General features: G+C 70.3%; 28 protein-coding genes and 3 tRNA genes. 20 read left to right on the top strand and 11 right to left on the bottom strand.

Annotation, left to right across the window (positions count from 1 at the left end):
- Positions 1-19: 19 nt before the first annotated feature.
- On the top strand, positions 20-661 hold the full coding sequence (locus Q9R13_RS13085; protein WP_310961614.1) for an integrase core domain-containing protein: 642 nt from the start codon (positions 20-22) through the stop codon (positions 659-661).
- A 67-nt stretch (positions 662-728) separates the two neighbouring features.
- Here the strand turns inward: Q9R13_RS13085 and Q9R13_RS13080 are convergent.
- From Q9R13_RS13080 to Q9R13_RS13070, 3 genes are all read right to left on the bottom strand, one after another.
- Positions 729-817 (bottom strand) — tRNA-Ser (locus Q9R13_RS13080).
- Positions 818-849: 32 nt separating this feature from the next.
- Positions 850-1077 (bottom strand): biotin/lipoyl-binding carrier protein, encoded by a 228-nt coding sequence (locus Q9R13_RS13075; protein ID WP_310961613.1) that lies wholly within the window; start codon positions 1075-1077, stop codon positions 850-852.
- A gap of 42 nt (positions 1078-1119) precedes the next feature.
- A complete protein-coding gene (locus Q9R13_RS13070; RefSeq protein ID WP_310961612.1) occupies positions 1120-1485 on the bottom strand; it encodes a hypothetical protein in 366 nt (121 codons plus the stop codon).
- A 113-nt stretch (positions 1486-1598) separates the two neighbouring features.
- Here Q9R13_RS13070 and Q9R13_RS13065 point away from each other — a divergent pair, with 113 nt between their 5' ends.
- From Q9R13_RS13065 to Q9R13_RS13055, 3 genes are all read left to right on the top strand, one after another.
- The gene (locus Q9R13_RS13065) at positions 1599-2105 is read left to right on the top strand and encodes a hypothetical protein (protein ID WP_310961611.1); all 507 of its coding nucleotides are present in this window, start codon (positions 1599-1601) and stop codon (positions 2103-2105) included.
- Between the two features lie 77 nt (positions 2106-2182).
- Positions 2183-2273, top strand: a tRNA-Ser gene (locus tag Q9R13_RS13060).
- A gap of 207 nt (positions 2274-2480) precedes the next feature.
- Positions 2481-2618, top strand: coding sequence for a hypothetical protein (locus tag Q9R13_RS13055; protein WP_310961610.1), 138 nt, complete (start codon positions 2481-2483; stop codon positions 2616-2618).
- A 173-nt stretch (positions 2619-2791) separates the two neighbouring features.
- Here Q9R13_RS13055 and Q9R13_RS13050 read toward each other — a convergent pair whose 3' ends face one another.
- Positions 2792-3814: a TrmB family transcriptional regulator sugar-binding domain-containing protein gene (locus Q9R13_RS13050; RefSeq protein WP_310961609.1), complete on the bottom strand. Its 1023-nt coding sequence runs from the start codon at positions 3812-3814 to the stop codon at positions 2792-2794.
- 97 nt (positions 3815-3911) lie between these two features.
- Here Q9R13_RS13050 and Q9R13_RS13045 point away from each other — a divergent pair.
- Positions 3912-3984, top strand: a tRNA-Arg gene (locus Q9R13_RS13045).
- 126 nt (positions 3985-4110) lie between these two features.
- Here Q9R13_RS13045 and Q9R13_RS13040 read toward each other — a convergent pair.
- On the bottom strand, positions 4111-4407 hold the full coding sequence (locus Q9R13_RS13040; RefSeq protein ID WP_310961608.1) for a hypothetical protein: 297 nt from the start codon (positions 4405-4407) through the stop codon (positions 4111-4113).
- A gap of 272 nt (positions 4408-4679) precedes the next feature.
- Between Q9R13_RS13040 and istA the strand changes: the two genes are divergently transcribed.
- Together istA and istB are read left to right on the top strand one after the other, a co-directional pair.
- Positions 4680-6224, top strand: a complete 1545-nt coding sequence (gene istA, locus Q9R13_RS13035) for an IS21 family transposase (RefSeq protein WP_310961607.1) — start codon at positions 4680-4682, stop codon at positions 6222-6224.
- On the top strand, positions 6221-7000 hold the full coding sequence (gene istB / locus Q9R13_RS13030; protein WP_310961606.1) for an IS21-like element helper ATPase IstB: 780 nt from the start codon (positions 6221-6223) through the stop codon (positions 6998-7000). The genes istA and istB overlap by 4 nt, the downstream gene beginning before the upstream one ends.
- A 546-nt stretch (positions 7001-7546) precedes the next feature.
- Here the strand turns inward: istB and Q9R13_RS13025 are convergent.
- The 3 genes from Q9R13_RS13025 to Q9R13_RS13015 are packed head-to-tail and all read right to left on the bottom strand — an operon-like array spanning position 7547 to position 10014.
- On the bottom strand, positions 7547-8077 hold the full coding sequence (locus Q9R13_RS13025; protein WP_310961605.1) for a gamma carbonic anhydrase family protein: 531 nt from the start codon (positions 8075-8077) through the stop codon (positions 7547-7549).
- Between the two features lie 24 nt (positions 8078-8101).
- The gene (locus tag Q9R13_RS13020) at positions 8102-9094 is read right to left on the bottom strand and encodes a phosphatidylglycerol lysyltransferase domain-containing protein (RefSeq protein WP_310961604.1); all 993 of its coding nucleotides are present in this window, start codon (positions 9092-9094) and stop codon (positions 8102-8104) included.
- Between the two features lie 47 nt (positions 9095-9141).
- A complete protein-coding gene (locus Q9R13_RS13015) occupies positions 9142-10014 on the bottom strand; it encodes an HNH endonuclease family protein (RefSeq protein WP_310961603.1) in 873 nt (290 codons plus the stop codon).
- Between the two features lie 69 nt (positions 10015-10083).
- Here Q9R13_RS13015 and Q9R13_RS13010 point away from each other — a divergent pair, with 69 nt between their 5' ends.
- Entirely contained in the window at positions 10084-10836 is a 753-nt protein-coding gene (locus tag Q9R13_RS13010) for a maleylpyruvate isomerase family mycothiol-dependent enzyme (protein ID WP_310961602.1), read from the top strand.
- 13 nt (positions 10837-10849) lie between these two features.
- Here the strand turns inward: Q9R13_RS13010 and Q9R13_RS13005 are convergent, their stop codons facing one another.
- Complete coding sequence (locus Q9R13_RS13005; RefSeq protein ID WP_310961601.1) at positions 10850-11455, bottom strand: RDD family protein; 606 nt, start codon at positions 11453-11455, stop codon at positions 10850-10852.
- A 120-nt stretch (positions 11456-11575) separates the two neighbouring features.
- On the opposite strand from Q9R13_RS13005, the gene Q9R13_RS13000 reads away from it, so the two are divergent.
- The 11 genes from Q9R13_RS13000 to Q9R13_RS12950 all read left to right on the top strand — a co-directional run bounded on the left by Q9R13_RS13000 (position 11576) and on the right by Q9R13_RS12950 (position 23369).
- The gene (locus Q9R13_RS13000; RefSeq protein WP_310961600.1) at positions 11576-12172 is read left to right on the top strand and encodes a TetR/AcrR family transcriptional regulator; all 597 of its coding nucleotides are present in this window, start codon (positions 11576-11578) and stop codon (positions 12170-12172) included.
- Complete coding sequence (locus Q9R13_RS12995; protein WP_310961599.1) at positions 12169-12954, top strand: TIGR03084 family metal-binding protein; 786 nt, start codon at positions 12169-12171, stop codon at positions 12952-12954. Before Q9R13_RS13000 ends, Q9R13_RS12995 begins: the two co-directional genes overlap by 4 nt.
- Positions 12951-14240, top strand: a complete 1290-nt coding sequence (locus Q9R13_RS12990) for an acyclic terpene utilization AtuA family protein (RefSeq protein WP_310961598.1) — start codon at positions 12951-12953, stop codon at positions 14238-14240. The genes Q9R13_RS12995 and Q9R13_RS12990 overlap by 4 nt, the downstream gene beginning before the upstream one ends.
- Entirely contained in the window at positions 14233-14595 is a 363-nt protein-coding gene (locus Q9R13_RS12985) for an AtuA-related protein (protein ID WP_310961597.1), read from the top strand. The genes Q9R13_RS12990 and Q9R13_RS12985 overlap by 8 nt, the downstream gene beginning before the upstream one ends.
- 25 nt (positions 14596-14620) lie before the next feature.
- Positions 14621-15787 (top strand): acyl-CoA dehydrogenase family protein, encoded by a 1167-nt coding sequence (locus Q9R13_RS12980; RefSeq protein ID WP_310961596.1) that lies wholly within the window; start codon positions 14621-14623, stop codon positions 15785-15787.
- Between the two features lie 79 nt (positions 15788-15866).
- Positions 15867-17495: an acyl-CoA carboxylase subunit beta gene (locus Q9R13_RS12975; RefSeq protein WP_310961595.1), complete on the top strand. Its 1629-nt coding sequence runs from the start codon at positions 15867-15869 to the stop codon at positions 17493-17495.
- Entirely contained in the window at positions 17492-19447 is a 1956-nt protein-coding gene (locus Q9R13_RS12970; RefSeq protein WP_310961594.1) for an ATP-binding protein, read from the top strand. The genes Q9R13_RS12975 and Q9R13_RS12970 overlap by 4 nt, the downstream gene beginning before the upstream one ends.
- Positions 19444-20619, top strand: a complete 1176-nt coding sequence (locus Q9R13_RS12965; protein WP_310961593.1) for an acyl-CoA dehydrogenase family protein — start codon at positions 19444-19446, stop codon at positions 20617-20619. Before Q9R13_RS12970 ends, Q9R13_RS12965 begins: the two co-directional genes overlap by 4 nt.
- Before the next feature lie 161 nt (positions 20620-20780).
- Positions 20781-21527, top strand: a complete 747-nt coding sequence (locus Q9R13_RS12960) for an enoyl-CoA hydratase-related protein (protein WP_310961592.1) — start codon at positions 20781-20783, stop codon at positions 21525-21527.
- Positions 21528-21564: 37 nt separating this feature from the next.
- Positions 21565-22092: a SigE family RNA polymerase sigma factor gene (locus tag Q9R13_RS12955; protein WP_310961591.1), complete on the top strand. Its 528-nt coding sequence runs from the start codon at positions 21565-21567 to the stop codon at positions 22090-22092.
- Positions 22089-23369 (top strand): hypothetical protein, encoded by a 1281-nt coding sequence (locus Q9R13_RS12950; RefSeq protein ID WP_310961590.1) that lies wholly within the window; start codon positions 22089-22091, stop codon positions 23367-23369. Before Q9R13_RS12955 ends, Q9R13_RS12950 begins: the two co-directional genes overlap by 4 nt.
- Before the next feature lie 9 nt (positions 23370-23378).
- Here Q9R13_RS12950 and Q9R13_RS12945 read toward each other — a convergent pair whose 3' ends face one another.
- Entirely contained in the window at positions 23379-24611 is a 1233-nt protein-coding gene (locus Q9R13_RS12945; RefSeq protein WP_310961589.1) for a cytochrome P450, read from the bottom strand.
- Positions 24612-24677: 66 nt separating this feature from the next.
- On the opposite strand from Q9R13_RS12945, the gene Q9R13_RS12940 reads away from it, so the two are divergent.
- Positions 24678-25319, top strand: a complete 642-nt coding sequence (locus Q9R13_RS12940) for a hypothetical protein (protein WP_310961588.1) — start codon at positions 24678-24680, stop codon at positions 25317-25319.
- Here Q9R13_RS12940 and Q9R13_RS12935 read toward each other — a convergent pair.
- On the bottom strand, positions 25282-26439 hold the full coding sequence (locus Q9R13_RS12935; RefSeq protein ID WP_310961587.1) for a pyridoxal phosphate-dependent aminotransferase: 1158 nt from the start codon (positions 26437-26439) through the stop codon (positions 25282-25284). The genes Q9R13_RS12940 and Q9R13_RS12935 overlap by 38 nt on opposite strands.
- Between the last annotated feature and the right edge of the window lie 9 nt (positions 26440-26448).

Genomic DNA, 26448 nt, shown 5'->3' with positions numbered 1-26448 from the left:
CCGGGTCACCGGGCCGATCGTGCTTAGGACATTCCGTGAAACCGTTGCAGAGCACGGGATCCCGGCCTCCACGCTGACCGACAACGGGATGGTCTTCACCACCCGCCTCTCCGGCGGCAAAGGCGGCCGCAACCACCTGGAGACCGAGCTACGCCGCCTCGGGATCATCCAGAAGAACGGCAAGCCGAACCATCCACAGACCCAGGGCAAGGTCGAACGCTTCCAGCAGACGATGAAGAAGTGGCTGCGCAGCCAACCCGAACAGCCGGCCACGATCGACGACCTCCAAGCTCTGATCGACGCGTTCGTCGAGGAATACAACCACCACCGTCCCCACCGGTCGCTGCCACACCGAGCCACTCCTGCGACGGCCTACACAGCCCGGCCCAAGGCCACCGTGGGTGACCGCAGCGACGACACCCACGACCGCGTCCGCGAGGACCGGGTCGACAAGTCCGGCAAGGTGACGCTGCGCTACGGCGGCCAGCTCTACTCCATCGGCGTCGGCCGAACCCACGCCCGAACCCGCGTCATCCTCCTCGTCTCCGACCTCGACATCCGCATCGTCGACGCTGCCACCGGCGAACTCCTCCGCGAGCTGACCCTCGACACATCCACGCGCTACCAAGGAACCGGACGCCCACCCGGACCGCGACGCTGAAACGAAGGAGGGCCGAACCCACGACTATTGGGTTCGGCCCTCCGGGATGTCTTGAGACATCACAGAGCAGAGGGGGCGGGATTCGAACCCGCGGCTGACATCACTGCCAGCGACCGCTTTCAAGGCGGTTCCGATCGGCCACTCCGGCACCCCTCCTCGCGACGACGCCGGAGCGCCGTCGCAGGAACTCAGTGTGCCAGCACCACGAGCACGTCGCCCTCGGAGACCACGTCTCCGGGCACGACTTTGACCTCGGAGACGGTCCCGGCACGCTCGGCGAGGACCGGGATCTCCATCTTCATCGACTCCAGCAGGCAGACCGTGTCGCCCACCTCGACCCGGTCTCCCGTGCCGACCGCGACGGTCAGGACACTGGCCACCATCTCGGCGGCGATCTGCGAGGTCGATGCGCGCACGTCCGCGACGGTACCCGCCGGCGGCGGTTACTCGCGCGTTCGCTACTCCGATCCGCCGAGCTCGATGCCGACCGAGTCGTAGACCAGGTCGTGCAGCCGCTGCCGGTAGTGCTCGAGGTCCACCGACAGCCGGCGCAGCTCGTGGTAGGAGGAGTCCGCGTCGAGCCGGTCCGCGACGCGCGGCGTCAGCGCGGACAGCCGGGCGAGCAGGCGACGCCGGTCGCGGTCGGTGGCGGCACCGCGCGCGGTCAGCCAGCCGTCCCGGAAGCGGGGACGATCATCGGTGAGCGCCTCGCGCACGGCCGAGAGCCGGAGTCGCACCAGCGCCCGCCACTGGGAGCCGGCGGATCCGCCGGCGGACTGCCCGAGAGTCTCATTGAGCTCGTTGATCGCTTGGTCAAGGGCCATCGCAACCACCTCCGCAACGACGAGAACTCGAGTGTGACCCAGGTCACTGGGACAAACAAGGGCCGGGGGACCCCGAGTTGGTCGGACCCCGGCGTGCCGGGGAGAATCGCCGGGTGAACTCCCCGGTGGACCCCTCGACGAACGCGCCGCACCCGTCGGCCGGCTCCGACGTCCTGACCTTCGGGCTGGCCCCGGCGCTGCGGGCCCGGATGATGGGCCTGCTGCTCGTCGGGCTCGGTCTGGTGCTGGTGATCGCGACCGTCGTCGTGATGGCGACCGGCTGGTCGCTGGACGTCCTGTCCGCGCTGGTCATCCTGGTGCTCGTCGCGGTCTTCGCGATCGGCCACGTGCTGGTCCGCCGCTGGTACGTCGTACGCCTGGACGCGGACGGGTACGAGATCAGGTTCGTGCGCGGGGCCGGTGCGCACCGGGCGCGCTGGGTCGACGTGCTCGACCTCAGCACCGCCACGGTCGCCGGCGCGCGCTGCGTCGTGATGCGGCTGCGAGACGGGCGAACCACCACCGTGCCCGTGGACGTGGTCGAGGGCGACTCCGAGGAGTTCGTCCGCGAGCTGGGCCGACGCCTCGACATCGGGCACGGCTACCGCAAGCGCCGCTGAGCGTGCTCGCGTCGGTCGCGGGCAGCCGGGCCGATTTCCACGCGCGCCACCGGCTCGGTAGTCTGACGCCACGTCTGGGAGGTGTCGCCTAGTCCGGTCTATGGCGCCCGCCTGCTAAGCGGGTTTGGGGCTACAACCCCATCGAGGGTTCAAATCCCTCCACCTCCGCAGGTTGCACATGACCCCGGGTTCGCGATTCGCGGCCCGGGGTCCTTGCATGTCGTGACTTTTGCAGAAACATGCAATGCACGGACCGGAGGCCGCTCGGAGGTGCCGCTGGGTGCGCATCCGGGCGAGACTTGTCCTCAGCGCCCCGGGTGTTTTCGGGTCATCCGGGACGAACAGATCGGACAAGCAGATCGAAGGACGCGACACATGAAGAAGATCGCCAAGGTGCTCACCGCTCTGGTCGCGGTGAGTTTTGCGGTAGGCCTCGGGGTCGCACCTGCGTCGACGGCAAGTGCGGGCCACCAGGTGGGTTACCACATGTCGGACACCGGCTGGGGACACTGACCCCTCGCCACAGACTCGAGACGCGGACGCACGTCACCCCCCCGGCAGTCGTCCCCAGCCAACCTCACGGGCCGTCTCGACATTGATGAGGGCTGCGGACCGCTCGGTTCGCAGCCCTCAGTCCGTTCTACCGCGCGTCGCCTCTCGTCGAGGTTCCTGGGTGACGACCGTTCTCAGTCCTCTGCCGGGCGAGGCGGCCGCTTGGCGTCGCCCTCCGGCCCCATCAGCCGCCCCATGGCATGTCCCAGCTGGAACCGCGTGTCCACGCCGTACTCCTCCTTCAGGGCCGCGACGTAGCCCGCGTAGGTGCGCGCACTGACTCCCATCCGCTTCGCGCTGGCGTTGTCGCTGTGGCCCTCGATGAGCATCCGGACCGTCATGTTGTGCACGTCGTCGGCGACTGCCCTTCGGGTCGGCGCCTCCCTGTCGGAGAACTCGTGGGCACGCTCCCAGTAGCGCTCGAAGATGTCGGCGAGGTAGGCGACCAGGGCCGGTTCGTGGATCGCGATGGCGTGGGTGTCGTCGTCGGAGGCCGGTACGACGGCCAGCCTCCGATCGACGACGATGAGCCGATTGAAGAACTCGTCGAGCGTGCGCACCTGGGCGCCGTCCTCGGTCACGCGGGCGACGTACTCACGCGTGGACACGCTGCGGCGAGCCGAGTGCTGGTAGAGCGTCCGCATCGTGACGCCGCGGCGCAGGGCAGCGACGTCGCGATCGATCGCGATCTTGAGGATGGCCGCCGACCGGGCGCCGTCGGGCTGGGCGGTGAGCAGCTCGAACTCGGCGTCCCCCACGACGGTCTGCAGGTAGCGGTTGATGTTCGCCGTGCCGCGCATGTCGGTCAGCGGGCTGTCCGTGGCCGTCCCACGCCGGAACGCCTGCGACAGCTCGGCGAACGCGTTGGCCCAGTCCGTCGACTCCGAGAGCAGCTCGGCGGCCTGCTGGCCCAATGGGGCGACCACCCGGGCCTGCACCAGCGCCGGATCGACGGCCACGACCTGGTCGCCCTCCTCCGAGAGCAGGCCCAGCTCGAGGAGCAGCGTCAGTGCCTTGCGGTCGGCCGAGCCCTTCGCGAAGCGCTTGCCGCGCGGACGCAAGGGCCCGCCGCTGGCGATCTCGCGGTAGAGGTCTCCCGCGCGGCTGTGCAGGAGCGCGCGGTGCTCAGGTCCGAACTCCGGGAACGGCGGGGTCACACCCGCATTGTGCCGCAGTCGCCCGGTGCTACTGATTTCGTCGCGCCGACGGGCTCGCGCTATGCTTCCCCGGCGTCCGAACGCACCACCCGGACGAGCGCCCGTAGCTCAACGGATAGAGCATCTGACTACGGATCAGAAGGTTGGGAGTTCGAATCTCTCCGGGCGCGCTCCCCGAACCGCAGGACAGCACCACCGCTGATCTGCGGTTTCGTGCTTCCAGGGTGGCACGTTGCTCGGCAATGCCGTCCCGTGCCCTCCGTGCCCGGCGCAGGAGCGACCGGTGTCGTCTCGCGTCAGTCCCAGAGATGTTCAAGGTGATCGGCGACCCAGCGCAGCGCCGCCTTCGCGTCCGCAGTGACCGCAACCTGGCCGTCAGCGTCGTCCGCTGCATACGCCAGGAGGGCCTCCCCGTTGGTCCGGAGTGCATGCACCCAATCCTCGAACGTGCGGAACTCCGCGCTCTCGGGCCAGCCGTGAGCCTCCGCCGCCAAGCTCAGCAACTGCGCACCCAGCCACCGGGCGAGCACGGTGTCCAGGTTCCAACAGTCCTGATCGGCCCATCCCCGGTGCGCGCGTTGCACAAGACCCACGCCCGAGCGAGCGACGGTCGAGAAGGGGTGCGACGTACCCAGTCGCTGGGCGAGCGGAAGCCACCACGGTGGTGGCGCTAGCCGGTCGAGGACCTTCTCCTGTTCGTGTCCGTGGCCATGAAAAAGTCCCCACTGGTGGCCAGGTTCGGGTCCCCGCTGGTGGCCGGATAGAAGTCCCCACCCTTCGCGTCGTGTCGTAGCCGACGGTGAGGGCCCTGCGTGGTGACGGTGGCGGTGCCAACCAGTCACCGAGCACCACGCAGGGGTCTCCATTGAAGAACGCGAAGGAACGAATGGACGTGATTGCCGCCTACCGAGACGTGGGCACTTACCGGGGAGCGGCCGCGATCTGCGGCACGACCCACAAGACCGTGCGACGGATCATCGAGGCCCACGAGGCCAGCGGTGTGGGCTCGGCGCCGCCGGTGCGGGTCCAGCGGAGCAGGAACTACGAGAGCGTGGCCGAGCTGGTCGCGGAGAAGGTCGCCAAGACTGCTGGGAGGATCAGCGCGAAGCGGCTGCTGCCGACCGCCCGGGCGGCGGGCTATGAAGGGTCGGACCGCAACTTCCGGCGCCTGGTCGCCCAGGCGAAGCGGGAGTGGCGTCAGGGTCAGGTCCGTGCGGGTGGCCGCCGTCCGGCTGTCTGGTCGCCCGGCGAGGTCCTCGCGATCGACTGGGGTGAGAAGGTCCTCGCGGGCCGCAAGGTCCACGTCTTCTGCGCGGTGCTGGCGTGGTCGCGGTTCCGGTTCGTCCGGTTCGCCGCCGATGAGCAGCAGGCCACCACGCTGGCGATGCTGGCGGAGTGCTTCGAGGCCCTCGGCGGCGTCCCGAAGGTCGTGCTCGCCGACCGGATGGCCTGCTTGAAGGGTGGCGTGGTCGCGAACGTTGTCGTCCCGTCGCCGGACTACGTCCGGTTCGCGACCCACTACCGGTTCCGGCCCGACTTCTGTCATGCCGCTGACCCGGAGTCCAAGGGGATCGTGGAGAACCTGGTCGGCTACGCCAAGGACGACCTGCTGGTCCCGCTCGAGCTCGACGACGACCCGTGGGCCGGTGGCCTGGCAGGTCTGAACGAGCGGGCCGTCGCCTGGTGCGATGAGGTCAACGCGGCGGTGCACTCGGAGATCCACGCGGTTCCGGTCCAGCGGCTGGCCACCGAGGTCGAGTTGCTGGGCGAGTTGCCGTCGTTGCGGCTGGAGGTCGGTCCGAAGCCGACCACCCGGAAGGTCGACAAGCTGTCCTGCATCCGGTTCGGCTCGGCCCGCTACTCGGTGCCGAACCGGCTGATCGGCACCGTCGTCACGGTGCTGGTCGACGAACGCGACCGGATCCTGCGGGTGGTCGAGCCGGTCACCGGCGAGGTCCACGCCGAACACGGGCTGGTGGCGCCGGGCGAGGTCAGCATCGAGGATGCTCACTACGACCGGCCACGCCCCACCACGCCGGCCCGGGGAGCACGCGCCAGGACGCCTGCCGAGCGGGAGTTCCTCGCACTGGGAGGAGTCGCGGAGCAGTTCCTGACCGGGGCCGCAGCGGCCGGGGTCACCAAGCTGGGCACCGAGATCGCCGAGGTCCTCACCCTGGGTGCCGCGCACGGCACCGGCCCGCTCCTCGCGGCACTCGAGCGAGCGGTCGCGTTCGGCCGCTGGCGCGCCGACGACGTCCGCTCGATCCTGGCCACCAACGGACATGGCCCCAGGCCCACACCCGCGGGTCAGGCGCTGGTGATGACCCTGCCCACGGTGCCCACCAGGTCGCTGGACGCCTACGCCATCCAGCCGCCGATCGAGGGGCTCGAGGGCGGTGAGGTGTCGTGACCGCGACGACTCCGCCGCCGCTGCCCGCGGACCTGAACGAGGGTCTGAAGCGGTTGAAGATGGCCGCGATGCGCCGACTGGCACCCGAGCTGCTGGTGACCGCGAAGACCCAACGATGGAAGCCCGAGGAGTTCCTCCGCACCCTGGTCGAGGCCGAGATCGCCTCCCGCGACGAGTCCAACGTCCGCACCCGGATGCGACAAGCCGCCTTCCCGGTCGCCAAACGCCTGGAGGACTTCGACGTCGCCGCCTCCTCGATCCCGGCCGCGACGTTCGACTACCTCTCCTCCTTGGAGTGGATCCGCGCTGCGGAGAACGCCTGCCTGATCGGGCCCGCCGGCACCGGGAAGTCCCACACGCTCATCGCCTTGGGGATCGCCGCGGTCGAGGCCGGGCACCGGGTCCGGTACTTCACCGCCGCAGAGCTCGTCGAGACCCTCTACCGAGGGTTGGCCGACAACTCGGTCGGGAAACTCATCGAGAACCTGCTGCGCCATGACCTCGTGCTCGTCGACGAGCTCGGGTTCGCCCCGCTGGACGACACCGGGGCACAGCTGCTGTTCCGCTTCGTCGCGGCCGCCTACGAGCGCCGCTCGCTGGGGATCGCGTCGCACTGGCCGTTTGAGTCCTGGGGACGGTTCCTGCCCGAGCACACCACCGCGGTCAGCATGCTCGACCGGCTCCTGCACCACTGCCACACCGTCGTCACCGACGGCGACTCCTACCGGATGAAACAGGCCCGAGCGAACGGAGGAACACGACTCAAGACCAGCTGAACTCACCGCGAAGGGTGGGGACTTTCAGTTGGCCACCAGCGGGGACCGCAACTTGGCCGTTGACATGTTCGTCGACGTCTTCGATGCTGATCGCCTCCGGACCGAGTCTCGCGCGCACGTCGTAGAGGGGGGCAGGGTGGTGCTGCAGGGCAGTCCACTCTGGGTGGCTGGCCGCCCGTCGCAGCCTTCGCTCGTGGCACCACGTCGCTGCGGCCGCGCCGAGAGATGACGCGCTGAGGGGCAGGCCGTCGAGCCAACGACCGAGCAGCACCACCGTCGGCGGCCGCCTCCGGTCCTGGAACGTTGCCATCCTTCGAGGAACGGCCCCAGGCGTCTCAATCGGCTCCACATCGGCGATGGTAGGTCGACTGAGCTCACACCCCACTGTCCTGTCCCAGGTCGCCACCTGACCCGGCCTTCTGAACGGGGCGTGAGCGAGGGATCGGAACTGGTCCAGAACAGTGGCTCCGGTTCTCCCACTCGCTCGATCGCGTTGCTATTCTTGGTGTCACGACCCCGTGGTGACCCGAGACGCCACGGGGTCGGTCACGTCTCCAGCAGCCGGGCTCCGCGGCGATGCCGCTGGGCGAGCTCGGGGTAGTAGACCGGATTGCCGTCGACCCAGGCCTGGGCAGGAGTACCCGCCAGCTCCTTGCGGACCACCGCCGGTGCACCCGCTGCCAGCACGCCGGCCGGGATGGACGTCCCAGGGGTGACCAGCGAGCCCGCCGCGACCAGCGAGCCTGCGCCGACCCGGGTCCCGTCGAGCATCGTGCTCCCGTTGCCGATCAGCGCGCGCTCCCCGATCACCGCCCCGTGCACGACGCAGCTGTGCGCGACCGTCGCGCCCGGTCCGACCTCGACGGTCTCGCCTGGACCGGCGTGCAGCACCGAGTTGTCCTGCACGTTGGCGTCCTCGCGGATCACGATGCGGCAGTCGTCCGCGCGCAGCACCGCGCCGTACCAGATGCTGGCGCCCTTCCCCACGACAACATCGCCGATCAGGGTGGCCGTCGCGGCGATGAACGCCTCGGGATGGACCTGGGGGCGCTTGCCCTCGAACTCGATCAGATTCACACGCCGCAGACTAGACGCGGCTGATCAACGGCCGAACTCCAGCAGCAGCAGCGCGGTCGCGACCCGCGGGAGCTGGCGCCAGCGCAGCATCACGTGCCGCTGTTGGTCGAAGGCGTGGAACTTGCGCAGGTAGCGGTAGAGCCGCTCGACCTTGATCAAGGGATCCAGCAGGTGGACCAGTCGATACGCCGCGCCCTTGGCCAGCCCCAGGTGGCGCCTCTCGGCGAACAGCTCGGGGAAGGGTGCGAACGCGAGCGAGACCCGGTCGAAGTCGTGCTTCCCGGCCCAGGCGACCGCCTCGGCGATCAGTCGCTCGTCCACGCCGTTCGGCGCGCCGGGCAGCCGGATCGGGACGTCGAGGGACAGGTCCTTGTGCCCCGCGACCAGGTACCGGTGGCTGGCGACCAGCCGTCCCTCGTGGTCGCGCGCGACCAGCACGAGGGATTCGGGCTGGCCTCCGTCGAACGGTCGGCCCAGGGTCATCGCGAAGCCGCGCTCCTCGTCGCGCTTGGCCGCGATCACCACGTTGCGCAGCTCCATCCGGACGGTGGCCGGCACGTCGCGCTCGAGCCAGCTCTCGACGGTGACGCCGGAGTTGTGGGTGCGCTTGATCGCCTGCCGGAGGTTGCGGAAGTGTCGACCCACCAGCTCGAAGTCGTCGGGCCGGACCACCACGTCACGACCGATCGCGACCGCGGACAGGCCGTGGCCCTCCCAGAGGTCGCGCGCCAGCTCTCCGGCCCCGAGCACGGCCGCGCCCCGCCGGGTGGAGGCCACCTCGGTCATGAAGGTGTCGATCGCAGCGGGCCAGGAGGCCACGTCGCCGACGGGGTCACCGCCAGCCACTGCGAGGCCGCAACGCAGCCGGTAGCTCACCGCGGCTCGCCCGTCCGGAGAGAAGACGTGCAGCTTCTCGGGTCGCAGCGCGAAGGGGGCCAGCGGGTCGTCGACGCTCAGAGCGACGAGCTCACGAACGCGGGCGTGGATGTCCGCGGGGGCGGGCTCGGGTGTGGGCACGAGGAGAAGTCTCCCCCGAACCCGTGCAGAACGGTCACTCGGCCCGCTCAGCAGCCCCGCGCCGTGTAGCGGATCGACGACGCGTCCGCTCGGGTCATCGCGAGGCCGTAGACGTCGATGGCGTGCAGGTAGCGCGCCAGATAGGTGCACCGGAACGTCGTGTTGATCGGCAGCCAGTCGCCCGGGCCGGAGTCGCCCTTGCTCTCGTTGGCCGGTCCCCAGGACGCCAGCAGCTCGACCCGGGTGTCGTTGGCGAACTGCTCGCGGCGGACCTGGGACCACCGCGAGGCACCCATGTCCCAGGCGTAGGCGAGCGGTACGAGGTGGTCGATCTGGATCGTCTGATGGTGCACCGCGAAGTCGAAGGTCCGCCCCGTATAGGGGTCGTCGAAGGTGCCGCCGATCACCTTGCAGTCGTGCGTGCCGGGCTCGACGACCGGATGTCTGAGTTGCTCGCGCAGGACGTCGTTGCGCGTATCGCAGCCGTTGTGGCCGTCCGGTGCGGTCGTGTCGTCGGTCCAGGCCGGGCCGAAGACGCAGCCGTGGCTCGGCCCGCAGTCACGGTCGTAGCCCCCGGGGAACGGTCGACTGGCCAGCACCCTGGTGTGCGACAGCGCAGTGAGGATCCGGCGCCGCGTGGTCGACCGGACCGGCTGGGACCTCTCGGTGGGCTTGGCGGATGTGGTGGCCCGGTCGCCCCTCGATGTGATCCGCTGGGAGGGGTGCCTGGCGAGGTGCCCGGTGACGTGCTCTTTGGCGACGTGCTGGCGGGGCTGACTGGTCGTCCGATGCTGCCCGGCGGGCGTGCGTGACGAGTCCGACGGGGTCGTGGCACCGTCGTGCTGTTGGCTCACAGCGCAGCTGACCACGACGAGCGCGGTCGCGGCGATCCACCAACCGTGGTGGCGCTTTCGGGGCACCTGCCGAGACTAGGTTCCCGCGTCGACAGGCGAGGAAGATTCGGCTAGGCCGGCCCCTATCCTCGACCCATGCTGACCTTCGAGGAGTACGGCGACGGCATCGGCGCGGGCTGGACGGTGATCCGTGAGCACGCCAACCGGGCCGGTTCCGAGGCCGCCGTACCGACCTGTCCGGGCTGGAGCGTCCATGACCTGGTGGCGCACCAGGGGATGGTGCACCGCTGGGCGACCGCGCTCCTGCGCGGCCAGCGGAGCGACACCGCCGCGCTCGAGGCGGAGGGGCTGGCGGCCGTCGACCAGCTCGACTGGTTCGACCAGGGCGTGAAGGCGCTGCTGCAGGTTCTGGCGGATGCGCCCGAGGACCTCGACGTGGCGTTCTTCCTCGCCGACCCGCCGCCGGCACGGCTGGGTTGGACGCGTCGACAGTGCCATGAGACCACCGTGCACGGGGTCGACGCGATGTCGGCGTCCTTCGGTCGGCCGCCGCGCGCCGCCGAGACCTGGATCCGTCCGCGGCTGGCCGCGGACGGCGTCGACGAGCTGCTCACCGGCTTCGTCCCCCGCCCGCGCACGCGGCTGCGCTCGCCGGAGCCGCACGTGGTCGTGGTGGAGACGTCGGACACCGGCGACGCCTGGACGATGACGATCTCAGAGGATCCCGTCGTGACCGTACGGGAGCGGGCGGAGCGGCCCGACACGGTGCTGTCGGGCACGGCGGCGCAGCTGTATCTCGGGTTGTGGAACCGAGGCGACGAGATCACCTCCGAGGGCGCTGAGCTCCTCCCCCGGTGGCGCGAGTCGATGACCGTCACCTGGGGCTGAGACGGACACAGCCTCAGAGGCGGCTCGACTCCTGCTGGGGGATGACGACCGTCCCGATGATCTTGTCGGCGAAGGTCTGTCGCTTCTGGTCCCACAGCGGCCAGAGGTAGCCGATGTAGCAGGGCAGCGCGTCCAGGATGTGCGCGAGATACCGGACGAAGCACATCCAGCCGCCGATCGGCTGCCCGGTGCGCTCGCTGATCAGCCGGATCCCGACCACCCTCTTGCCCAGGCTCCAGCCGGTCCGGCCCTGGCGAACGATCTGGTTCCAGATCACGAACCCTGCGGCGCCGGCGTACCCGATCACCATCACCACGATCCCGACCGCACCGGCGCCGGACATGTGGCTGGTGGTGTTGCCGAAGCTGTCCACTGTCGTCGTGGTGGCCGCGCCCGTGATCGCTGCGCCGATGAAGACAACGATGTAGAACGGGATCAGGAAGACGACGCCGTCCATCAGGTAGGCACCGACGCGCTGGCCCCAGTGCGCGTACGCCGAGCTCGGCGGCTGGTAGTAGGCCGGCATCGGCGGTGGGGGATAGGTCGGGTCGCCCCAGGAGGGGGGTCCGGGCTGGGCCGGGTACGGCGGCGGGTCAGGTGGTGGTGTCTGGTCGCTCATGGTGTCCCCTCGTCGATCGGGCCCGCTGAGCATACGGTGCCCGACCCCCGACGTCGGGCAACCATCACTGAAGTTAAAGACAGTCTTGACTGTTTGTTGATCCGGTACGACGATGGGCCGGTGACCACCACCCGCGTCTCGCAGGAGCAGCGCACCCGCGCGATGCGGCAGCGCCTGCTGGAGGCGACCGTGGACTGCCTGGTGGAGCGGGGGTACGCCGGCACGTCGACGACCCTGGTCTCGGAGCGAGCGGGCGTGTCCCGAGGGGCGCAGCTGCACCATTTCCCGACCAAGCACGACCTGGTCCTCGCCGCCGTCGAGCACCTCACCGTCCTCCGGGGACGTGACCTGCGGGAGGCGGCTGCGGCGCTTCCGCACGGCAGGCAGCGCCTGCGCGCGGCCCTGCGGATGCTCGCCGACCACTTCACCTCGCCGGTCTTCAACGCCGCGCTCGAGCTGTGGGTCGCCGCGCGTTCGGACGCCGAGCTGCGCGCGGCCGTCGCTCCGCTCGAGCGCCGGGTCGGCAGGGAGGCGCACCGCCTCACCGTCGAAGCCCTGGACATCGACGAGTCCCTGCCGGGCAACCGCGAGCTCGTCCAGGCCACCCTCGACCTGGTCCGCGGCCTCGGGCTGGCGAACACCATCTCCGACGACTCGGCCCGCCGCAAGCGGATCCTCGACCGGTGGGCCGCCGTACTCGAAAGCGAGCTGGCATGAACGTCCTCGACAGTGTCCTCGCCGACCTCAGCGCCGAGGGCGACCGGCTGGAGGGCTGGGTCGCCGGGCTGGACGACGACGGCTGGCGCAGGCCGACCCCGGCCGCAGGCTGGGACGTCGCCACCCAGATCGCCCACCTCGCCTGGACCGACGAGGTGGCCGTGGCCGCCGCCACCGACAAAGCGGCCTGGGACGCGGCGGTGACCGACGCGATCGCCGATCCGACCGGCTTCGTGGACGCCATGGCGCTCGCCGGTGGCCGCGCCGCCGGTGCGGACCTGTTGGACCGGTGGCGCCGCGCCCGGGTCGGACTCGCGGCCGCCCTGCGGTCGTTCCCGACGGGCGAGAGGCTGCCCTGGTTCGGGCCGCCGATGAGCCCCACCTCGATGGCGACCGCGCGGTTCATGGAGACGTGGGCGCACGGGCTCGACGTCGCAGACGCCCTCGGGATCATCGCCGAGCCGACCGATCGGATCCGGCACGTCGCGCACATCGGCGTACGCACCCGTGACTTCGCCTTCGCCACCCACGCACTGCCGGCTCCCGACGAGGAGTTCCGGATCGACCTGGTCGCGCCGTCGGGGGAGGTCTGGTCCTTCGGCCCGGAGGATGCCGGACAGACCGTGACCGGCTCGGCGTACGACTTCTGCCTCCTGGTCACCCAGCGCCGGAACCGTGCCGACCTCGACCTCGAGGCGGTCGGTCCCGACGCCGATCGGTGGCTGGACATCGCGCAGGCCTTCGCGGGGCCACCGGGCGCCGGACGGGAGCCGCGGGCATGAGTCAGGTGGTCCGGATCGGCAACTGCAGCGGCTTCTACGGCGACCGGCTCTCGGCCATGCGGGAGATGCTCGAGGACGGCCCGCTGGACTACCTCACCGGTGACTACCTGGCCGAGCTCACCATGCTGATCCTCGGCAAGGACCAGCTCAAGGACCCGTCCCTGGGCTACGCGCGCACGTTCGTCACCCAGCTCGAGGACTGCCTGGGCCTGGCGATGGACAAGGGCGTCCGGATCGTCGCGAACGCGGGCGGGCTGAACCCGGCCGGTCTGGCCCGTCGGATCGGCGAGCTCGCCTCGCGGCTCGGGCTATCGCTCCGGATCGCCTGGGTCGACGGCGACGATCTCGCGCCACGGGCCACCGAGCTGGGCTTCGAGGGTGCGCTGACCGCCAACGCCTATCTCGGCGCCTTCGGGATCGCCCGGGCGCTGACCGATGGCGCCGACCTCGTCGTCACCGGCAGGGTCACCGATGCCTCGGTGGTCGTCGGCCCGGCGATCGCCTCCTTCGGCTGGTCGCCGACCTCGTACGACGAGCTGGCCGGTGCGGTCGTGGCCGGCCATGTGATCGAGTGCGGTACCCAAGCGACCGGCGGCAACTTCTCCGGCTTCCTGGACCTGCCCCGCGACACCCGGCCGCTCGGGTTCCCCATCGCCGAGGTCGCCGCCGACGGCTCCTCGGTGATCACCAAGCACGACGACACCGGCGGGATGGTCTCGATCGACACCGTCACGGCGCAGCTCGTCTACGAGATCCAGTCGACGACCTACCTCGGCCCGGACGTGGGCGTCGACCTCGGCTCGATCCGGCTCGACGATGCCGGGGCCGACCGGGTCCGGATCTCAGGCGTCCGTGGCGAGGCGCCGCCCGCCACTCTCAAGGTCTGCATCAACGAGCTCGGCGGGTGGCGCAACCAGATGGAGTTCGTGCTGGTCGGCCTGGACGTCGAGGAGAAGGCGGACTGGATCCGCCGCCAGCTCGAGGCCCGGCTCGATCCGATGCCGGCCGAGGTCCAATGGTCGATGGGCCGGCGGCCGGAGCAGGACGCCGCCAGCGAGGAGGCCGCGTCCTGCCTGCTCCGGGTCACGGTCAAGGACCCGTCCGCCGAGGTGGTGGGCAAGGCGTTCTCCGGCGCCGCGGTCGAGCTCGCGCTGGCGTCGTACCCGGGGTTCACGATGACGGCACCGCCGGGTCGAGGCTCGCCGTACGGCGTCTATCGGCCCGGGTACGTCGACCGCGGCGAGGTCGAGGAGACTGTGCACGTGCTGGGAGGCGGCGATGACTGAGGCACCCGACCTGACCAGGAACCTTCCGCTCGGCACCTTCGTGCACGCACGCAGCGGCGACAAGGGCGGCGACGCCAACATCGGCCTGTGGGTCCGACAGGGTGACAAGCGCGAGCGGCGCGTCGCGTGGCTGCTCGACTTCATCACTCCCGAGGTCGTCCGCCGGCTGCTTCCCGAGGCCGACGGGCTGGAGATCGAGGTCCATCGCCTGCCCAACCTCGGCGCGGTCAACGTCGTGGTCCACCGGCTGCTCGGCGACGGCGTCGCGGCCAGTGCCCGGTTCGACCCGCAGGCCAAGGGCCTGGGTGAGTTCGTCCGGTCCCGACTGGTGCACATCCCGCAGGACCTCGTGTGAGCGGCACGCAGTGGAGGTGGCAGCGATGACGTCCTGGGACCACGGTTGGAGCCCCGAGCAGCTCGCCTTGAAGCGGAGCGCCATGGAGATCACGAGGCGCGAGGTGACGCCGTACCTCGACGAGTGGGAGCGGGACGGGGAGGTCCCGCGCTCGTTCCAGAAGAAGCTCGCGCAGGCCGGCTTGCTCGGGGTCGGGGTGCCCGAGGACGTGGGCGGCGAGGGCGGCACGCTGCTCGACGTCTGCGCGATGCAGGAGGGCTTCATGGAGGCCGGCTGGTCCGGCGGGCTGCTCGCCTCGACGTACACCCACGGGATCGCGCTGCCGCACATCGTCCAGCACGGGTCGCCGGAGCTCATCGACCGCTGGGTGCGCCCGACCCTGGCCGGCGACCTGATCGGCTCGCTGGGCATCACCGAGCCCGGAGCCGGCTCCGACGTCGCGAGCATCAGCACCCGCGCCGTCCGTGACGGCGACAGCTGGCTGATCAACGGCGCCAAGACGTTCATCACCTCGTCGGTGCGCGGCGACTTCGTCACCACCGCGGTCCGCACCGGCCCCGACGGCGCCCACGGCATCTCCATGATCGTGGTGCCCAAGGGCACCGAGGGGTTCACCGTCTCCCGCAAGCTGGACAAGATGGGCTGGCTGGCCTCCGACACCGGCGAGCTGTCGTTCGTCGACGTCCGGGTGCCGCTGGACAACCTGGTCGGCCAGGAGAACCACGGGTTCTACTACATCGCGCAGAACTTCGTCTCCGAGCGGATCTGGCTGGCGCTGATGGGCTACGGCCACGCGATCCGCTGCCTGCACCTGGCCGAGCGGTACGCCAAGGACCGGCAGGCCTTCGGCAAGCCGCTGGTCGCCAACCAGGTGGTGCGCAGCAAGCTCACCGAGATGTACCGACGGACCGCGGTGGCGCGCAGCTACACCCTCGAGGTGGCGCGGCGCTACGACGCCGGCTCGGCGGCCGACCAGACCGTGATCGCGGAGGCGTGCCTGGCCAAGCAGACCGCGGTCGAGGCCGCCGTCTGGGTCGCGGACGCCGCCGTACAGCTGCACGGTGGGATGGGCTACATGCGGGAGTCGGAGGTCGAGCGGCACTACCGCGACGTACGCCTGCTGCCGATCGGCGGTGGCGCCACCGAGGTGCTTACAGATCTTGCCGCCAAGCTGCTCGGGTTCGCGCCATGATCCGCCGAGTGGTCCCGTATGGCGCGTCGAGTGGTCCCGTACGGCGCGTCGAGAAGTCACGAATGGCGGAGGAGATCCGATGACCGAGACCCAGTCGGCGCCAAGCCGGCGCGAGTCGATGCTGGCGAAACTCGCCGACCTCGATGCCGAGCATGCCAAGGCGGTCGCCGGCGGCGGCGAGAAGTACGTCGAGCGCCACCACGCCCGCGGCAAGCTGCTGCCCCGCGAGCGGATCGAGCTGCTCATCGACCCCGGCTCGGCGTTCCTCGAGCTGTCGCCATTGGCCGGCTGGGGCACGGATTTCACCGTCGGCGCCAGCGTGGTGACCGGGATCGGCGTCATCGAGGGCGTCGAGTGCATGCTCACCGCCAACGACCCCACCGTGAAGGGCGGCACCTCCAACCCATGGACGGTGAAGAAGATCTTCCGGGCCTCCCAGATCGCCGAGGAGAACAGGCTGCCCACGGTCGCCCTGGTCGAGTCGGGCGGCGCGGACCTGCCCACGCAGAAGGAGATTTTCATCCCCGGCGGGAAGCTGTTCCGCGACATCACCCGCTCGAGTGCGGCGAAGGTGCCGACCGTCGCGCTGGTGTTCGGCAACTCCACCGCCGGCGGCGCCTACGTGCCCGGGATGAGTGACTACACGGTGATGGTCAAGGGCCAGGCGAAGGTGTTCCTCGGCGGGCCGCCCTTGGTCAAGATGGCGACCGGCGAGGAGTCCGACGACGAATCGCTCGGCGGCGCGGAGATGCACGCGCGCACCAGCGGGCTCGCCGACTACCTCGCCGTCGACGAGTACGACGCACTGCGGATCGGCCGACGGATCGTGGCCCGGCTCAACCGGCAGGGAGGCTGCAAAGTTGCGCCGCCTCGGCAGGTCCTGGCTGCAAGTTCAAGCCGCCTCGACGACTATGCGGAGCCCGATGCCGACCCCGAGGAGCTCTTGGACCTGATCCCGGGCGACCTGAAGGAGCCGTTCGACCCGCGCGAGGTGATCGTCCGGATCTGCGACGGGGTGAGCCCGGGCAACGGGGTGGTCTTCGACGAGTTCAAGCCGCTGTATGGCAGTTCACTGGTCACCGGGTGGGCTCGGCTGCACGGTCATCCGATCGGGATCCTCGCCAACGCCCAGGGCGTGCTGTTCAGCGAGGAGGCGCAGAAGGCGACGCAGTTCATCCAGCTGGCCAACCAGGTCGACACCCCGCTGCTGTTCCTGCACAACACCACCGGCTACATGGTCGGCGCGGAGTACGAGCAGGGTGGGATCATCAAGCACGGCGCCCAGATGATCAACGCGGTCTCCAACTCCACCGTCCCGCACCTGAGCGTGATCATGGGAGCGTCGTACGGCGCCGGCAACTACGGGATGAACGGCCGGGCCTACGACCCCCGGTTCCTGTTCACCTGGCCGAGCGCGAAATCGGCGGTGATGGGACCCGCGCAGCTCGCCGGCGTCCTCGAGATCGTGGCTCGCCAGTCCGCGGAGTCCAAGGGCCAGGAGTTCGACGCCGACGGGTTCGAGGGCATCAAGGCGGCCGTGGAGGCGCAGATCGAGGAGCAGTCGTTGCCCTACTTCCTCTCCGGGATGTTGTACGACGACGGCGTGATCGACCCGCGCGATACCCGCACCGTGCTCGGCATCTGCCTGTCCGTGATCGACAACGTGTCGATCGAGGGCGGCCGTGGATACGGGGTGTTCCGGCCATGACGACGATCAACCGACTCCTGGTGGCCAACCGTGGCGAGATCGCCCGCCGGGTCTTCGCGACCTGCCGCCGACTGGGCATCCAGACAGTCGCGGTGCACTCCGATGCCGATGCGGACCTGCCGTTCGTGGCGGAGGCCGACGTCGCGGTCCGGTTGCCCGGGAGCACACCCGCGGCGACCTACCTGCGTCCGGACCTGGTCCTGGATGCGGCCCGGCGTACCGGGGCGGATGCGATCCACCCCGGCTACGGCTTCCTGTCCGAGAATGCCGACTTTGCCCGCGCGGTGATCGAGGCCGGGCTGACCTGGATCGGGCCGGCGCCCGAGGCCATCGAGCAGATGGGCTCGAAGGTGGAGTCCAAGAAGCTGATGGCCGCTGCCGGTGTGCCCGTGCTCGACAACGTCGACCCGGACACCGTCGCCGAGACGGACCTCCCGTTGCTGGTGAAGGCGTCTGCAGGTGGCGGCGGCCGGGGCATGCGCGTCGTACGCACCCTCGCTGCCCTGCCCGACGAGGTCGCCGCCGCACGAGCCGAGGCGGAGTCCGCGTTCGGCGACGGCACCGTCTTCGTGGAGCCGTACGTCGAGCGCGGACGGCACGTCGAGGTCCAGGTCGTCGGGTCGCCCGCGACCGACACCGGGACGAGCGAGGTCCTGGTCCTGGGCACGCGCGACTGCTCGCTGCAGAGGCGGCACCAGAAGGTGGTCGAGGAGGCCCCCGCGCCGGGGCTGTCCGACGAGGTCCGGGCAGCGATGCACGAGGCCGGCCGGGCCGCCGCGGCCGCCGTCGGGTACGTCGGAGCCGGCACGGTGGAGTTCCTCTACGACCCCGCCACCGAGCGGTTCTTCTTCCTGGAGATGAACACCCGGCTGCAGGTCGAGCACCCCGTCACCGAGGAGGTGTACGACGTCGACCTGGTCGAGCTGCAGCTGGCCGTGGCCGAGGGGGGACCCCTCCCGTTGCCCGAGGAGCCGACCGGGCACGCCATCGAGGCCCGGCTCTACGCGGAGGACCCCGCCGCCGACCATCAGCCGCAGAGCGGCCGGCTGGCGACCTTCGAGTTCCCGGACGTCGACACGACCTTCGACCAGCTCGACGGGCCCGGCATCCGGCTGGACGCCGGCTTCGTCACCGGCAACGAGGTCGGCACACACTACGACGCGATGCTGGCCAAGGTGATCTGCTGGGCGCCGACCCGGGAGCAGGCGGCCCGGCGCCTCGCCGGCGTGCTGCGCCGGGCGCGGCTGCACGGGGTCACGACCAACCGCGACCAGCTGGTCCGGCTGCTCGGCGACGCGGAGTTCGTGGCCGGCTCGATGACCACGGCCCTGATGGGCGAGCGTGACTGGAGCGCGAACCAGGTCGACCCCCAGGCGGCCACGGCGGCGGCGCTCGCACTCGCCGAGCACGACCGCGCCCGGGCCCGGGTGCAGCGCCGGATCCCGGTCGGGTGGCGCAACGTGACCAGTCAGCCCCAGCTGACCCGGTTCGAGGGCGGCGTCGAGGTGGCCTGGCTGGGTGCCCGCAACGGCTACCTCCTCGATGACGCCGAGGTGGTCTCGGCCGCGGCCGACCGGGTGGTCCTGGCGGTGGACGGTGTCGCCTCGCCGTACGACGTGCAGGTGGTGGACGTCGACGGCGCGTCACCACGCGTGGTGCATGTCGACGGCCCGACCGGCGCGGTCTCGTTCCGCGAGCTGCCGCGCTTCGTCGACCCGGCCGACCAGGTGGCCGAGGGTTCGCTGCTGGCCCCGATGCCCGGCACGGTCGTTGCGGTGCCGGTGGAGTCCGGCGCCACCGTAGTCGCCGGGGACACCGTGCTGGTCCTCGAGGCGATGAAGATGCAGCACACCATCAGGGCGCCCGGCGGCGGTGTGGTCACCGTCGAGGTCGTCGAAGGACAACAGGTTTCCGCGGGCGACGTGCTCGCGGTCGTCGAGGAGGACGCATGACCCAGTTCACCGAGTCCGAGGAGCGCCAGGAGCTGCGCCGTCAGGTCGCCAAGCTGGCATCGACCTTCGGCCGCGAGTACTTCACCGACAAGGCGCGGAAGGGCGAGAAGACCACCGAGCTGATGGCCGCAGTGGGCAAGGCCGGCTACCTCGGGGTGAACCTGCCCGAGGAGTACGGCGGCGGGAACGGTGGCATCGGCGACGTTGCCGCCGTCTGCGAGGAGCTCGCTGCGCAGGGCTGTCCGTTGCTGATGATGGTGGTCTCACCGGCGATCTGCGGCACGGTGATCTCCCGCTTCGGCACCGAGGCCCAGAAGCAGAAGTGGTTGCCGGGCATCTGCGACGGCAGCGGCACCATGGCGTTCGCCATCACCGAGCCGGACGCGGGCTCGAACTCCCATCGGATCACCACCACGGCCAGGCGCGACGGCGACGAGTGGCTGCTCAAGGGTCAGAAGGTCTTCATCTCCGGCGTCGACGAGGCGGCCAACGTGCTCGTCGTTGCGCGGACGGAGGCTCTGTCCGAATCCGGGGAGAAGACCGGGAAGCTCAAGCCCTGCCTGTTCGTCGTGCCCACGGACGCCAAGGGCCTGACCTACCAGCACATCCCGATGGAGTTCACCAGTCCGGAGTGGCAGTTCCAGGTCTTCATCGACGATGTGCGACTGCCGGCGGATGCGCTCGTCGGCGATGAGAACGCCGGGCTGATCCAGCTGTTCGCGGGGCTCAACCCGGAGCGGATCATGGCGGCATCGTTCTCGACCGGCATCGCCCGGCACGCGCTCGACCGCGCGACGTCGTACGTCAAGGACCGCAGGGTCTGGGACGAGCCCATCGGCGCCCACCAGGGCATCGCGCACCCCCTGGCGCAGTCGAAGATCGAGATCGAGCTGGCCAGGCTGATGACCCAGAAGGCGGCCGCGCTGTACGACGCAGGCGACGACATGGGCGCCGGCGAGGCGGCCAACATGGCGAAGTACGCCGCCGCCGAGGCCGCGTGCGACGCCGCCGACCGCGCGGTGCAGGCCCATGGCGGCAACGGCATCACCCAGGAGTACGGCGTCGGTGGGCTCATCCTCGCCGCTCGGGTCGGTCGGATCGCGCCGGTCAGCCGCGAGATGATCCTGAACTTCGTCGGCATGCACTCCTTGGGCCTGCCCAAGAGCTATTGAGTCGTTGAGTTGGGCGTTCCCGTCCGTTCACTTGGGAGTTCTGGTCGTGTGAGTCGAGAATTCTGTACGCCGTACCCGCAACGCCGACGACAACCCCGAACTCGACGGACCGAAACCCCGAACTCGACGGACGACAACTCCCAACTCAACGGAGACGACACATGACTGAGCTGGTCCACCACGACGTCGCGAACGGCGTCGGCACGATCACCCTGGACTCACCGAGGAATCGCAACGCGCTGAGCCGGCAGCTGGTCACCGAGCTGTTCGCCCGTCTCGACGCGGCGGCCGATGACGACAGCCGTGTGGTGGTGATCCGCAGCGCGGACCGGGTGTTCTGCTCGGGCGCGGACCTTTCCGAGGCCGCGGGTGGAGGGATGGAGGAGGGAACCCGGGCTCTGGTCGACCTGCAGCGCCGGATCGTCACCCATCCCAAGCCGGTGGTGGTCCGGTTGGCGGGACCGGTGCGCGCCGGCGGCCTGGGCATCGTCGCGGCGAGCGACATCGCGATCTGCGCCGACGACGTCACCTTCGCCTTCACCGAGTCGCGGCTGGGCCTCGCGCCGGCCGTCATCTCGCTCACCGTGCTGCCGCGGCTGACCAGCCGGGCGGCCGCCGACACGTTCCTCTCGGGCCGCACCTTCGATGCCAGGGAGGCAGCGACGATGGGGCTGGTGACCCGGGCGGTCCCGGCCGAGGATCTCGATGACGAGATCGCTCGCGTCGTCGAGGACCTGTCGCTGGCCCATCCTCAGGGACTTCGGGAGACCAAGGCACTGCTGGCCGGCGACCTGCTCGCCCGCATCGACGCCCGGGCCGATGACATGGCAGCGCTCAGCGCCCGCCTCTTCGGATCCGACGACGCCCGCGAGGCGATGATGACCTTCCTGACCAGGAAGAAGTCCTAGGCAACCAATCGGGCCGGCCGGCCGGTAAAGATCCGATGTGAGGACATTGACCGCCGACTCGGGGGCGCAGGTGGCGACGAAGGTCGATTTCGAGGACTTTGTCGCCACCCGGTCGACCCACCTGCTGCGTACGGCGTACCTGCTGACCCGTGACCACGCGCTCGCCGAGGACCTGCTCCAGACCGCGCTGACCAGGAGCTGGTTCGCCTGGTCGCGGATCGAGGGCAACCCGGAGCCCTACGTCCGCAAGGTGCTGGTCAACACCTACGCCAGTTGGTGGCGACGCAGGTGGAACGGCGAGCATGCCACCGAGGAGCTGCCCGACCACGGCGTCGCTGACCATGCGAGCGACACGGCGAGCAGCCACGACCTGTGGGAGGCGCTGAGCAGGCTGCCACGCCGACAGCGGGCCGTGGTGGTGCTGCGCTACTTCGAGGACCTGTCCGAGGCGGAGACGGCCGACCTTCTCGGCTGCTCCCGCGGAACCGTCAAGAGCCAGTTGAGCAAGGCGATCGCCAAGCTGCGACTGGACCCGGCCGTGATCGCGGAGGGAGAGACCCGATGAACGACCAGCTGACCGAACTGCGCCAGACCCTGCGTGGGCACGCCGAAGCAGTGGACGACCAACACCATCCCGAGCGGATCGGCGCGGTACGACGCCGGGTGACCGTGGCGCGACGCCGCCGTACGGCGGGGATTGCCATCGCTGCGGCTCTCGTCGTCGCGGCCGGTGTGACCGCGGTGAGCCTGCCCCACGACAGCCGGGTGCAACCCGCCGAGGCCCCCGCCCGGATGGTGGGCCACGTCGTCCCGCGCACGACCATGTCACTGGGCGCGACGTACCGCTACGTGCGCGGCTACGAGGCGAAGGACGGCCGCCTGGCGGTGCAGCTGCCCGCCTCTGTCAGCGACTACCTGGTCCGGATGGGCTCGGCAGATCCGCACGGCCAGCTCAGTCTGAGCCAGGCCGGCGCTAGCGACGAGTGGGTGACCTCCGCCGGCGAGTTCGGGGAGTTCTTCGAGGTGAGCGGCCAGGAGGCGAGCCGGCTCACCGTCCGCCAGCGCGGTGGATCGGGGCCGGTCGCGATGGCGGTCTACCGGTTCGCCCAGGCGGCTCCGGGGTCCTATCAGAAGGCGGGGATCGTCTTCGCCCCGACTGCCGCGGGGCAGCCGCTGTTGGGCGCCTGGATCGGCGACCCGGGCCAGGCGGTGCACACGCTGCGCTTCGACGCGCTGCCCGCCCAGGTGGACCTCCGCGCCGTGTGCAGCCATCTGCCGCACGGCACCCAGCTCAAGATCGCCTTCGTGGGCCGGCCCGGCTATGTCAGCGAGGGCGCCCAGTGTGGGCAGGCACCCGAGCACCTGCCCGGCGAGAACTCCGGCGTGATGAGCCCTCATGTCCCGCGCGGGGTCAGCGGCCTGCGGATCAGCGTGGTCGACCGTCACGACCACCCGGTCCCGGTGCCGTCGAGCACCCGGATCGGCCTGGGCGTCTACCAGCCGGCGAGCACCGGCGCCGTCCACGGCCTGCAGCGGTTCATCGACGACGCGGGCCACCGCTGGAAGCTGTCCCAGACGTACGTCGCTCCGCGCGGACAGCGCCGCGCCTCCGCGACGATCGACGGTCGCCAGCCGGCCCTGGTGGCCTTCGGCTCGCCGGGTCGCTCACGCGGCGTGCTGACGACCACGCTCGGCAACTCGGAAACCAGCCGCTTCGCCGGAGGCGGGATGAGCTGGGCGGTGGTGGCCGACGGGAGGGACGACACCCGGCTGCGAATGCACTTCAAGAACGCCGGGCCCACCGCGCAGCTCGTGATCGGCACCTACCAGCTGGCCGACTGACCCTCTCGGTCAGCCCGCCAGCCCGTACGCCGGCAGACTGACCCAGCCGCGCACGAACGCCGACTGGTGTCGCTGGCCCGCTCCGGTGTCGACGACGATGCCGGGGTGGGCGGACAACAGCTCCTGGAACGCGATCTTGGCCTGGAGCCGAGCCAGATGGCTGCCGATGCAGAAGTGCGGACCGCTGCTGAACGCCAGGTGTCGCGGGATCTGCCGTCGTACGTCGAGCAGGTCGGCCGTCGGCCCGAACTCTCGGGGGTCTCGGTTCGCCGAGCCGTAGAGCATCAGCACCTTCTCGCCTGCGGGGATCATCGTCCCGTCAACGGTGACATCGCAGGTGGTCGTCCGGCACAGGCCCTGCACCGATGACTCCAGCCGCAGGAACTCCACCAGCGCACCGTCGAGGAGCCCGGGGTCGTCCAGCAACAGCTGGCGCTGGTCGGGTGCGTCGGTGAGCAGAGCGATGCCGTGCGAAATGAGGGACGCCGTGGTGTCGCTGCCCCCGGCGACGACCACGAAGCAGAAGCCGAGGATGTCCCAGTCCGAGAGCCGTTGCGCCGACCCGTCGGGGCCGTCCATCTCGGCGGCGACCAGGGCACCGAGGAGGTCGTCGCGCGGGTGGGCCCGCCGATCGGAGATCTGCTCACTGAAGTAGCCGAGCATCTCGGTCACCGCCTCCCTGCCGTCGCCGCTGAAGGTGTCCGGATCGAGCCGCAGGCCGTCGTTCTGGATGGCGGTGAGTGCCTGGGTCCAGGGCCCGAAGCGCAGCCGGTCTTCCTCTGCGACCCCGAAGAGCTCGGCCAGGACGTGAGTGGGGATGGTGCTCGAGAAATCACGGTGCAGGTCGACGGGCTCCCCGTCCGATGCCCGTTGCGCCATCTCGGCCAGCCGACTGCGCACGAAGCTGCGGATCGCGCCCTCCAGCTCGGCCACCCGGCGCGGCGTGAAGCCGCGCCCGATCAATGCTCGGAGCCGGGTCTGCCGCGGGGGATCGAGCATCACCAGGTTCGGCGGCAGGCCGAGCTGCCCGATCTCGTCGAAGTAGAACGTCAGCCCCTGGGCGGAGGAGAACACCTCCGGCCTCCGAACCGCGTCCCAGACGTCGGCGAACCGGGAGAGCGCCCAGAACGGTGGTGCGCCGTCGCTGGCGTCGTGGTGGTGGATCGGATCGTGGTCGCGGAGCCAGGCGTACGTCGGGTAGGGATCAGCGATCAGTTCCGGGTCGACCGGGTCGTAGTGCATCGATCCTCTTCCACCCCTTGTCTCAACGAGGTCCGTTACTAACAACATTTGTTAGTATCGGGCGCCATGCCACGCGACGCAACCCGCACCAGAGAGCTCCTCGTCCGTGCAGGGGAGCGGCGCTTCGCCCGGGATGGGGTGAGCGGGGCCCGGCTCGCGGACATCGTGGGCGAGGCGCACCAGGCCAACGACTCCGCGGTCGGCTACCACTTCGGATCTCGCGAAGGGCTGCTCCGTGCCATCGTCGACAAGCACATGGCGGCGATGGAGGACGCACGCGCGGCGAGCATGGCGCGGCTACCGAACGCGGACCTCGCCGAGGTGGTCGACCTGGTCGTCGGCCCCACGGCTGCACGGCTGCTGTCCCCGAGCGGCCGAGACTTCCTGCGCATCACCGAGCAGCTCGCGGGCTATTCGGGGGTACGCGCCGGCCGGCCCGCGCTCGCGATCTCGGGAACCGTGCTGGCCGCTCAGCTGGCCCGGCTCGAGGAGGTGCTGCGCGACCGGCTGACCCGACAGGCTGCCCGCGAGAGGGTCGGCGCACTGGTCACGTTCCTGACCGCGTCCCTCGCCGAGCGTGCCCGGTCCGTCGAGGCGGGCGGCCGACAGCGAGTGGCGCACCAGCGCTTCGTCGACGACCTCGTGGCGATGCTGACCGCGGCGATGGAGGCTAGAGCCAGCGTCCCAGCCGCTCGAGCGCCTCGGTGATCTCCGCAGCGCTGCCCGCGAACGACATCCGCACGAACCGGCTTCCGGCACGGGTGTCGAAGTCGATGCCCGGGGCCATCGCGACGCCCGTCTCGGCCAGCAGCCGCAGGCACCAGGCGTACGCGTCGTGGGTGAGCTCGCCGACGTCGGCGTAGCAGTAGAACGCTCCGTCTGCAGGGGCAAGCCTGTCCAGACCGAGGCCGGCGAGGCCCTCGAGCAGCAGGCCTCGGTTGCCGGCATACCTCGCGACGTGGCCGTCGAGCTCGGCGTACGACTCCGGGGTGAAGGCGGCCAGTGCGGCGTACTGCCCGAGCGCAGGGGGACAGATGGTGAAGTTGCCGGTGAGCACGTCGACCGGGCGGCGCAGCTCCTCCGGCACCAGCATCCAGCCCATCCGCCAGCCGGTCATCGAGAAGTACTTCGAGAACGAACCGAAGACGATGCCGGTCCGCGAGGTCTGCCACGCGGACGCGACCGCTGCGTCGCCGTACTGGATGCCGTGGTAGATCTCGTCGCTGATCAGCCGCACCCCGGTCTGCTCGCACCACCGCGCGATCGAGGCGAGCTCGGCAGGGTCGATCATCGTGCCGGTGGGGTTGGCCGGTGACGCGATGAGGACGCCGGCGACCGGGCCCTCGACGGCTTGGAGCTGTGCGAGCGTCGGCTGGAAGCGAGTCTCAGGTCCGCAGTCGACCTCGACCACCTCGCAGCCCAGTGCCGTGAGCACGTTCCGATAGCAGGGGTAGCCGGGGTTCGCCATCACCACCCGGTCGCCCGCCTCGAAGGCGGACAGGAACGCCAGCAGGAAGCCGCCCGAGGATCCCGTCGTGACCACGACGTCATCGGCGTCGACCTCGATGCCGCTGCGACGGCGGTGGTGTGCGCCGATCGCCTCGCGCAGCTCGCGGATCCCAGTCGCTACGGTGTAGCCGAGCAGCTCCTGGTCCAGCAGCCGCTTCGCCTCCTCGCGCACCGCCCGGGGTGCGCCTGTGGACGGCTGGCCGGCGACCAGGTTGCAGAGGTCGCCGTGGGTGCGCTGCCGCTCGGTCGCCGCAGCGAGCAGGTCCATCACGTGGAAGGGCGGGACGTTCGCGCGCTGGGCGACCTGCAGCCGGTTCATGCGGCGAGG

Origin of the sequence: Nocardioides marmorisolisilvae (assembly GCF_031656915.1) — a bacterium.
GTDB classification, from domain to species: Bacteria; Actinomycetota; Actinomycetes; order Propionibacteriales; family Nocardioidaceae; genus Marmoricola; species Marmoricola terrisoli.
Note: the sequence above shows the minus strand (reverse complement) of the source record. Positions and strands in the feature narration are given on the sequence as shown.

Coding starts and splice junctions, on each gene's coding strand:
- Q9R13_RS12965 (WP_310961593.1), top strand. CDS start 19,444: ATGACCCAGTTCACCGAGTCCGAGGAGCGCCAGGAGCTGCGCCGTCAG.
- Q9R13_RS12975 (WP_310961595.1), top strand. CDS start 15,867: ATGACCGAGACCCAGTCGGCGCCAAGCCGGCGCGAGTCGATGCTGGCG.
- Q9R13_RS12990 (WP_310961598.1), top strand. CDS start 12,951: ATGAGTCAGGTGGTCCGGATCGGCAACTGCAGCGGCTTCTACGGCGAC.
- Q9R13_RS12970 (WP_310961594.1), top strand. CDS start 17,492: ATGACGACGATCAACCGACTCCTGGTGGCCAACCGTGGCGAGATCGCC.
- Q9R13_RS12935 (WP_310961587.1), bottom strand. CDS start 26,439: ATGAACCGGCTGCAGGTCGCCCAGCGCGCGAACGTCCCGCCCTTCCAC.
- Q9R13_RS12950 (WP_310961590.1), top strand. CDS start 22,089: ATGAACGACCAGCTGACCGAACTGCGCCAGACCCTGCGTGGGCACGCC.
- Q9R13_RS13010 (WP_310961602.1), top strand. CDS start 10,084: ATGCTGACCTTCGAGGAGTACGGCGACGGCATCGGCGCGGGCTGGACG.
- Q9R13_RS12945 (WP_310961589.1), bottom strand. CDS start 24,611: ATGCACTACGACCCGGTCGACCCGGAACTGATCGCTGATCCCTACCCG.
- Q9R13_RS12985 (WP_310961597.1), top strand. CDS start 14,233: ATGACTGAGGCACCCGACCTGACCAGGAACCTTCCGCTCGGCACCTTC.
- Q9R13_RS12940 (WP_310961588.1), top strand. CDS start 24,678: ATGCCACGCGACGCAACCCGCACCAGAGAGCTCCTCGTCCGTGCAGGG.
- Q9R13_RS13070 (WP_310961612.1), bottom strand. CDS start 1,485: ATGGCCCTTGACCAAGCGATCAACGAGCTCAATGAGACTCTCGGGCAG.
- Q9R13_RS12980 (WP_310961596.1), top strand. CDS start 14,621: ATGACGTCCTGGGACCACGGTTGGAGCCCCGAGCAGCTCGCCTTGAAG.
- Q9R13_RS13055 (WP_310961610.1), top strand. CDS start 2,481: ATGAAGAAGATCGCCAAGGTGCTCACCGCTCTGGTCGCGGTGAGTTTT.
- Q9R13_RS12995 (WP_310961599.1), top strand. CDS start 12,169: ATGAACGTCCTCGACAGTGTCCTCGCCGACCTCAGCGCCGAGGGCGAC.
- Q9R13_RS13005 (WP_310961601.1), bottom strand. CDS start 11,455: ATGAGCGACCAGACACCACCACCTGACCCGCCGCCGTACCCGGCCCAG.
- Q9R13_RS12960 (WP_310961592.1), top strand. CDS start 20,781: ATGACTGAGCTGGTCCACCACGACGTCGCGAACGGCGTCGGCACGATC.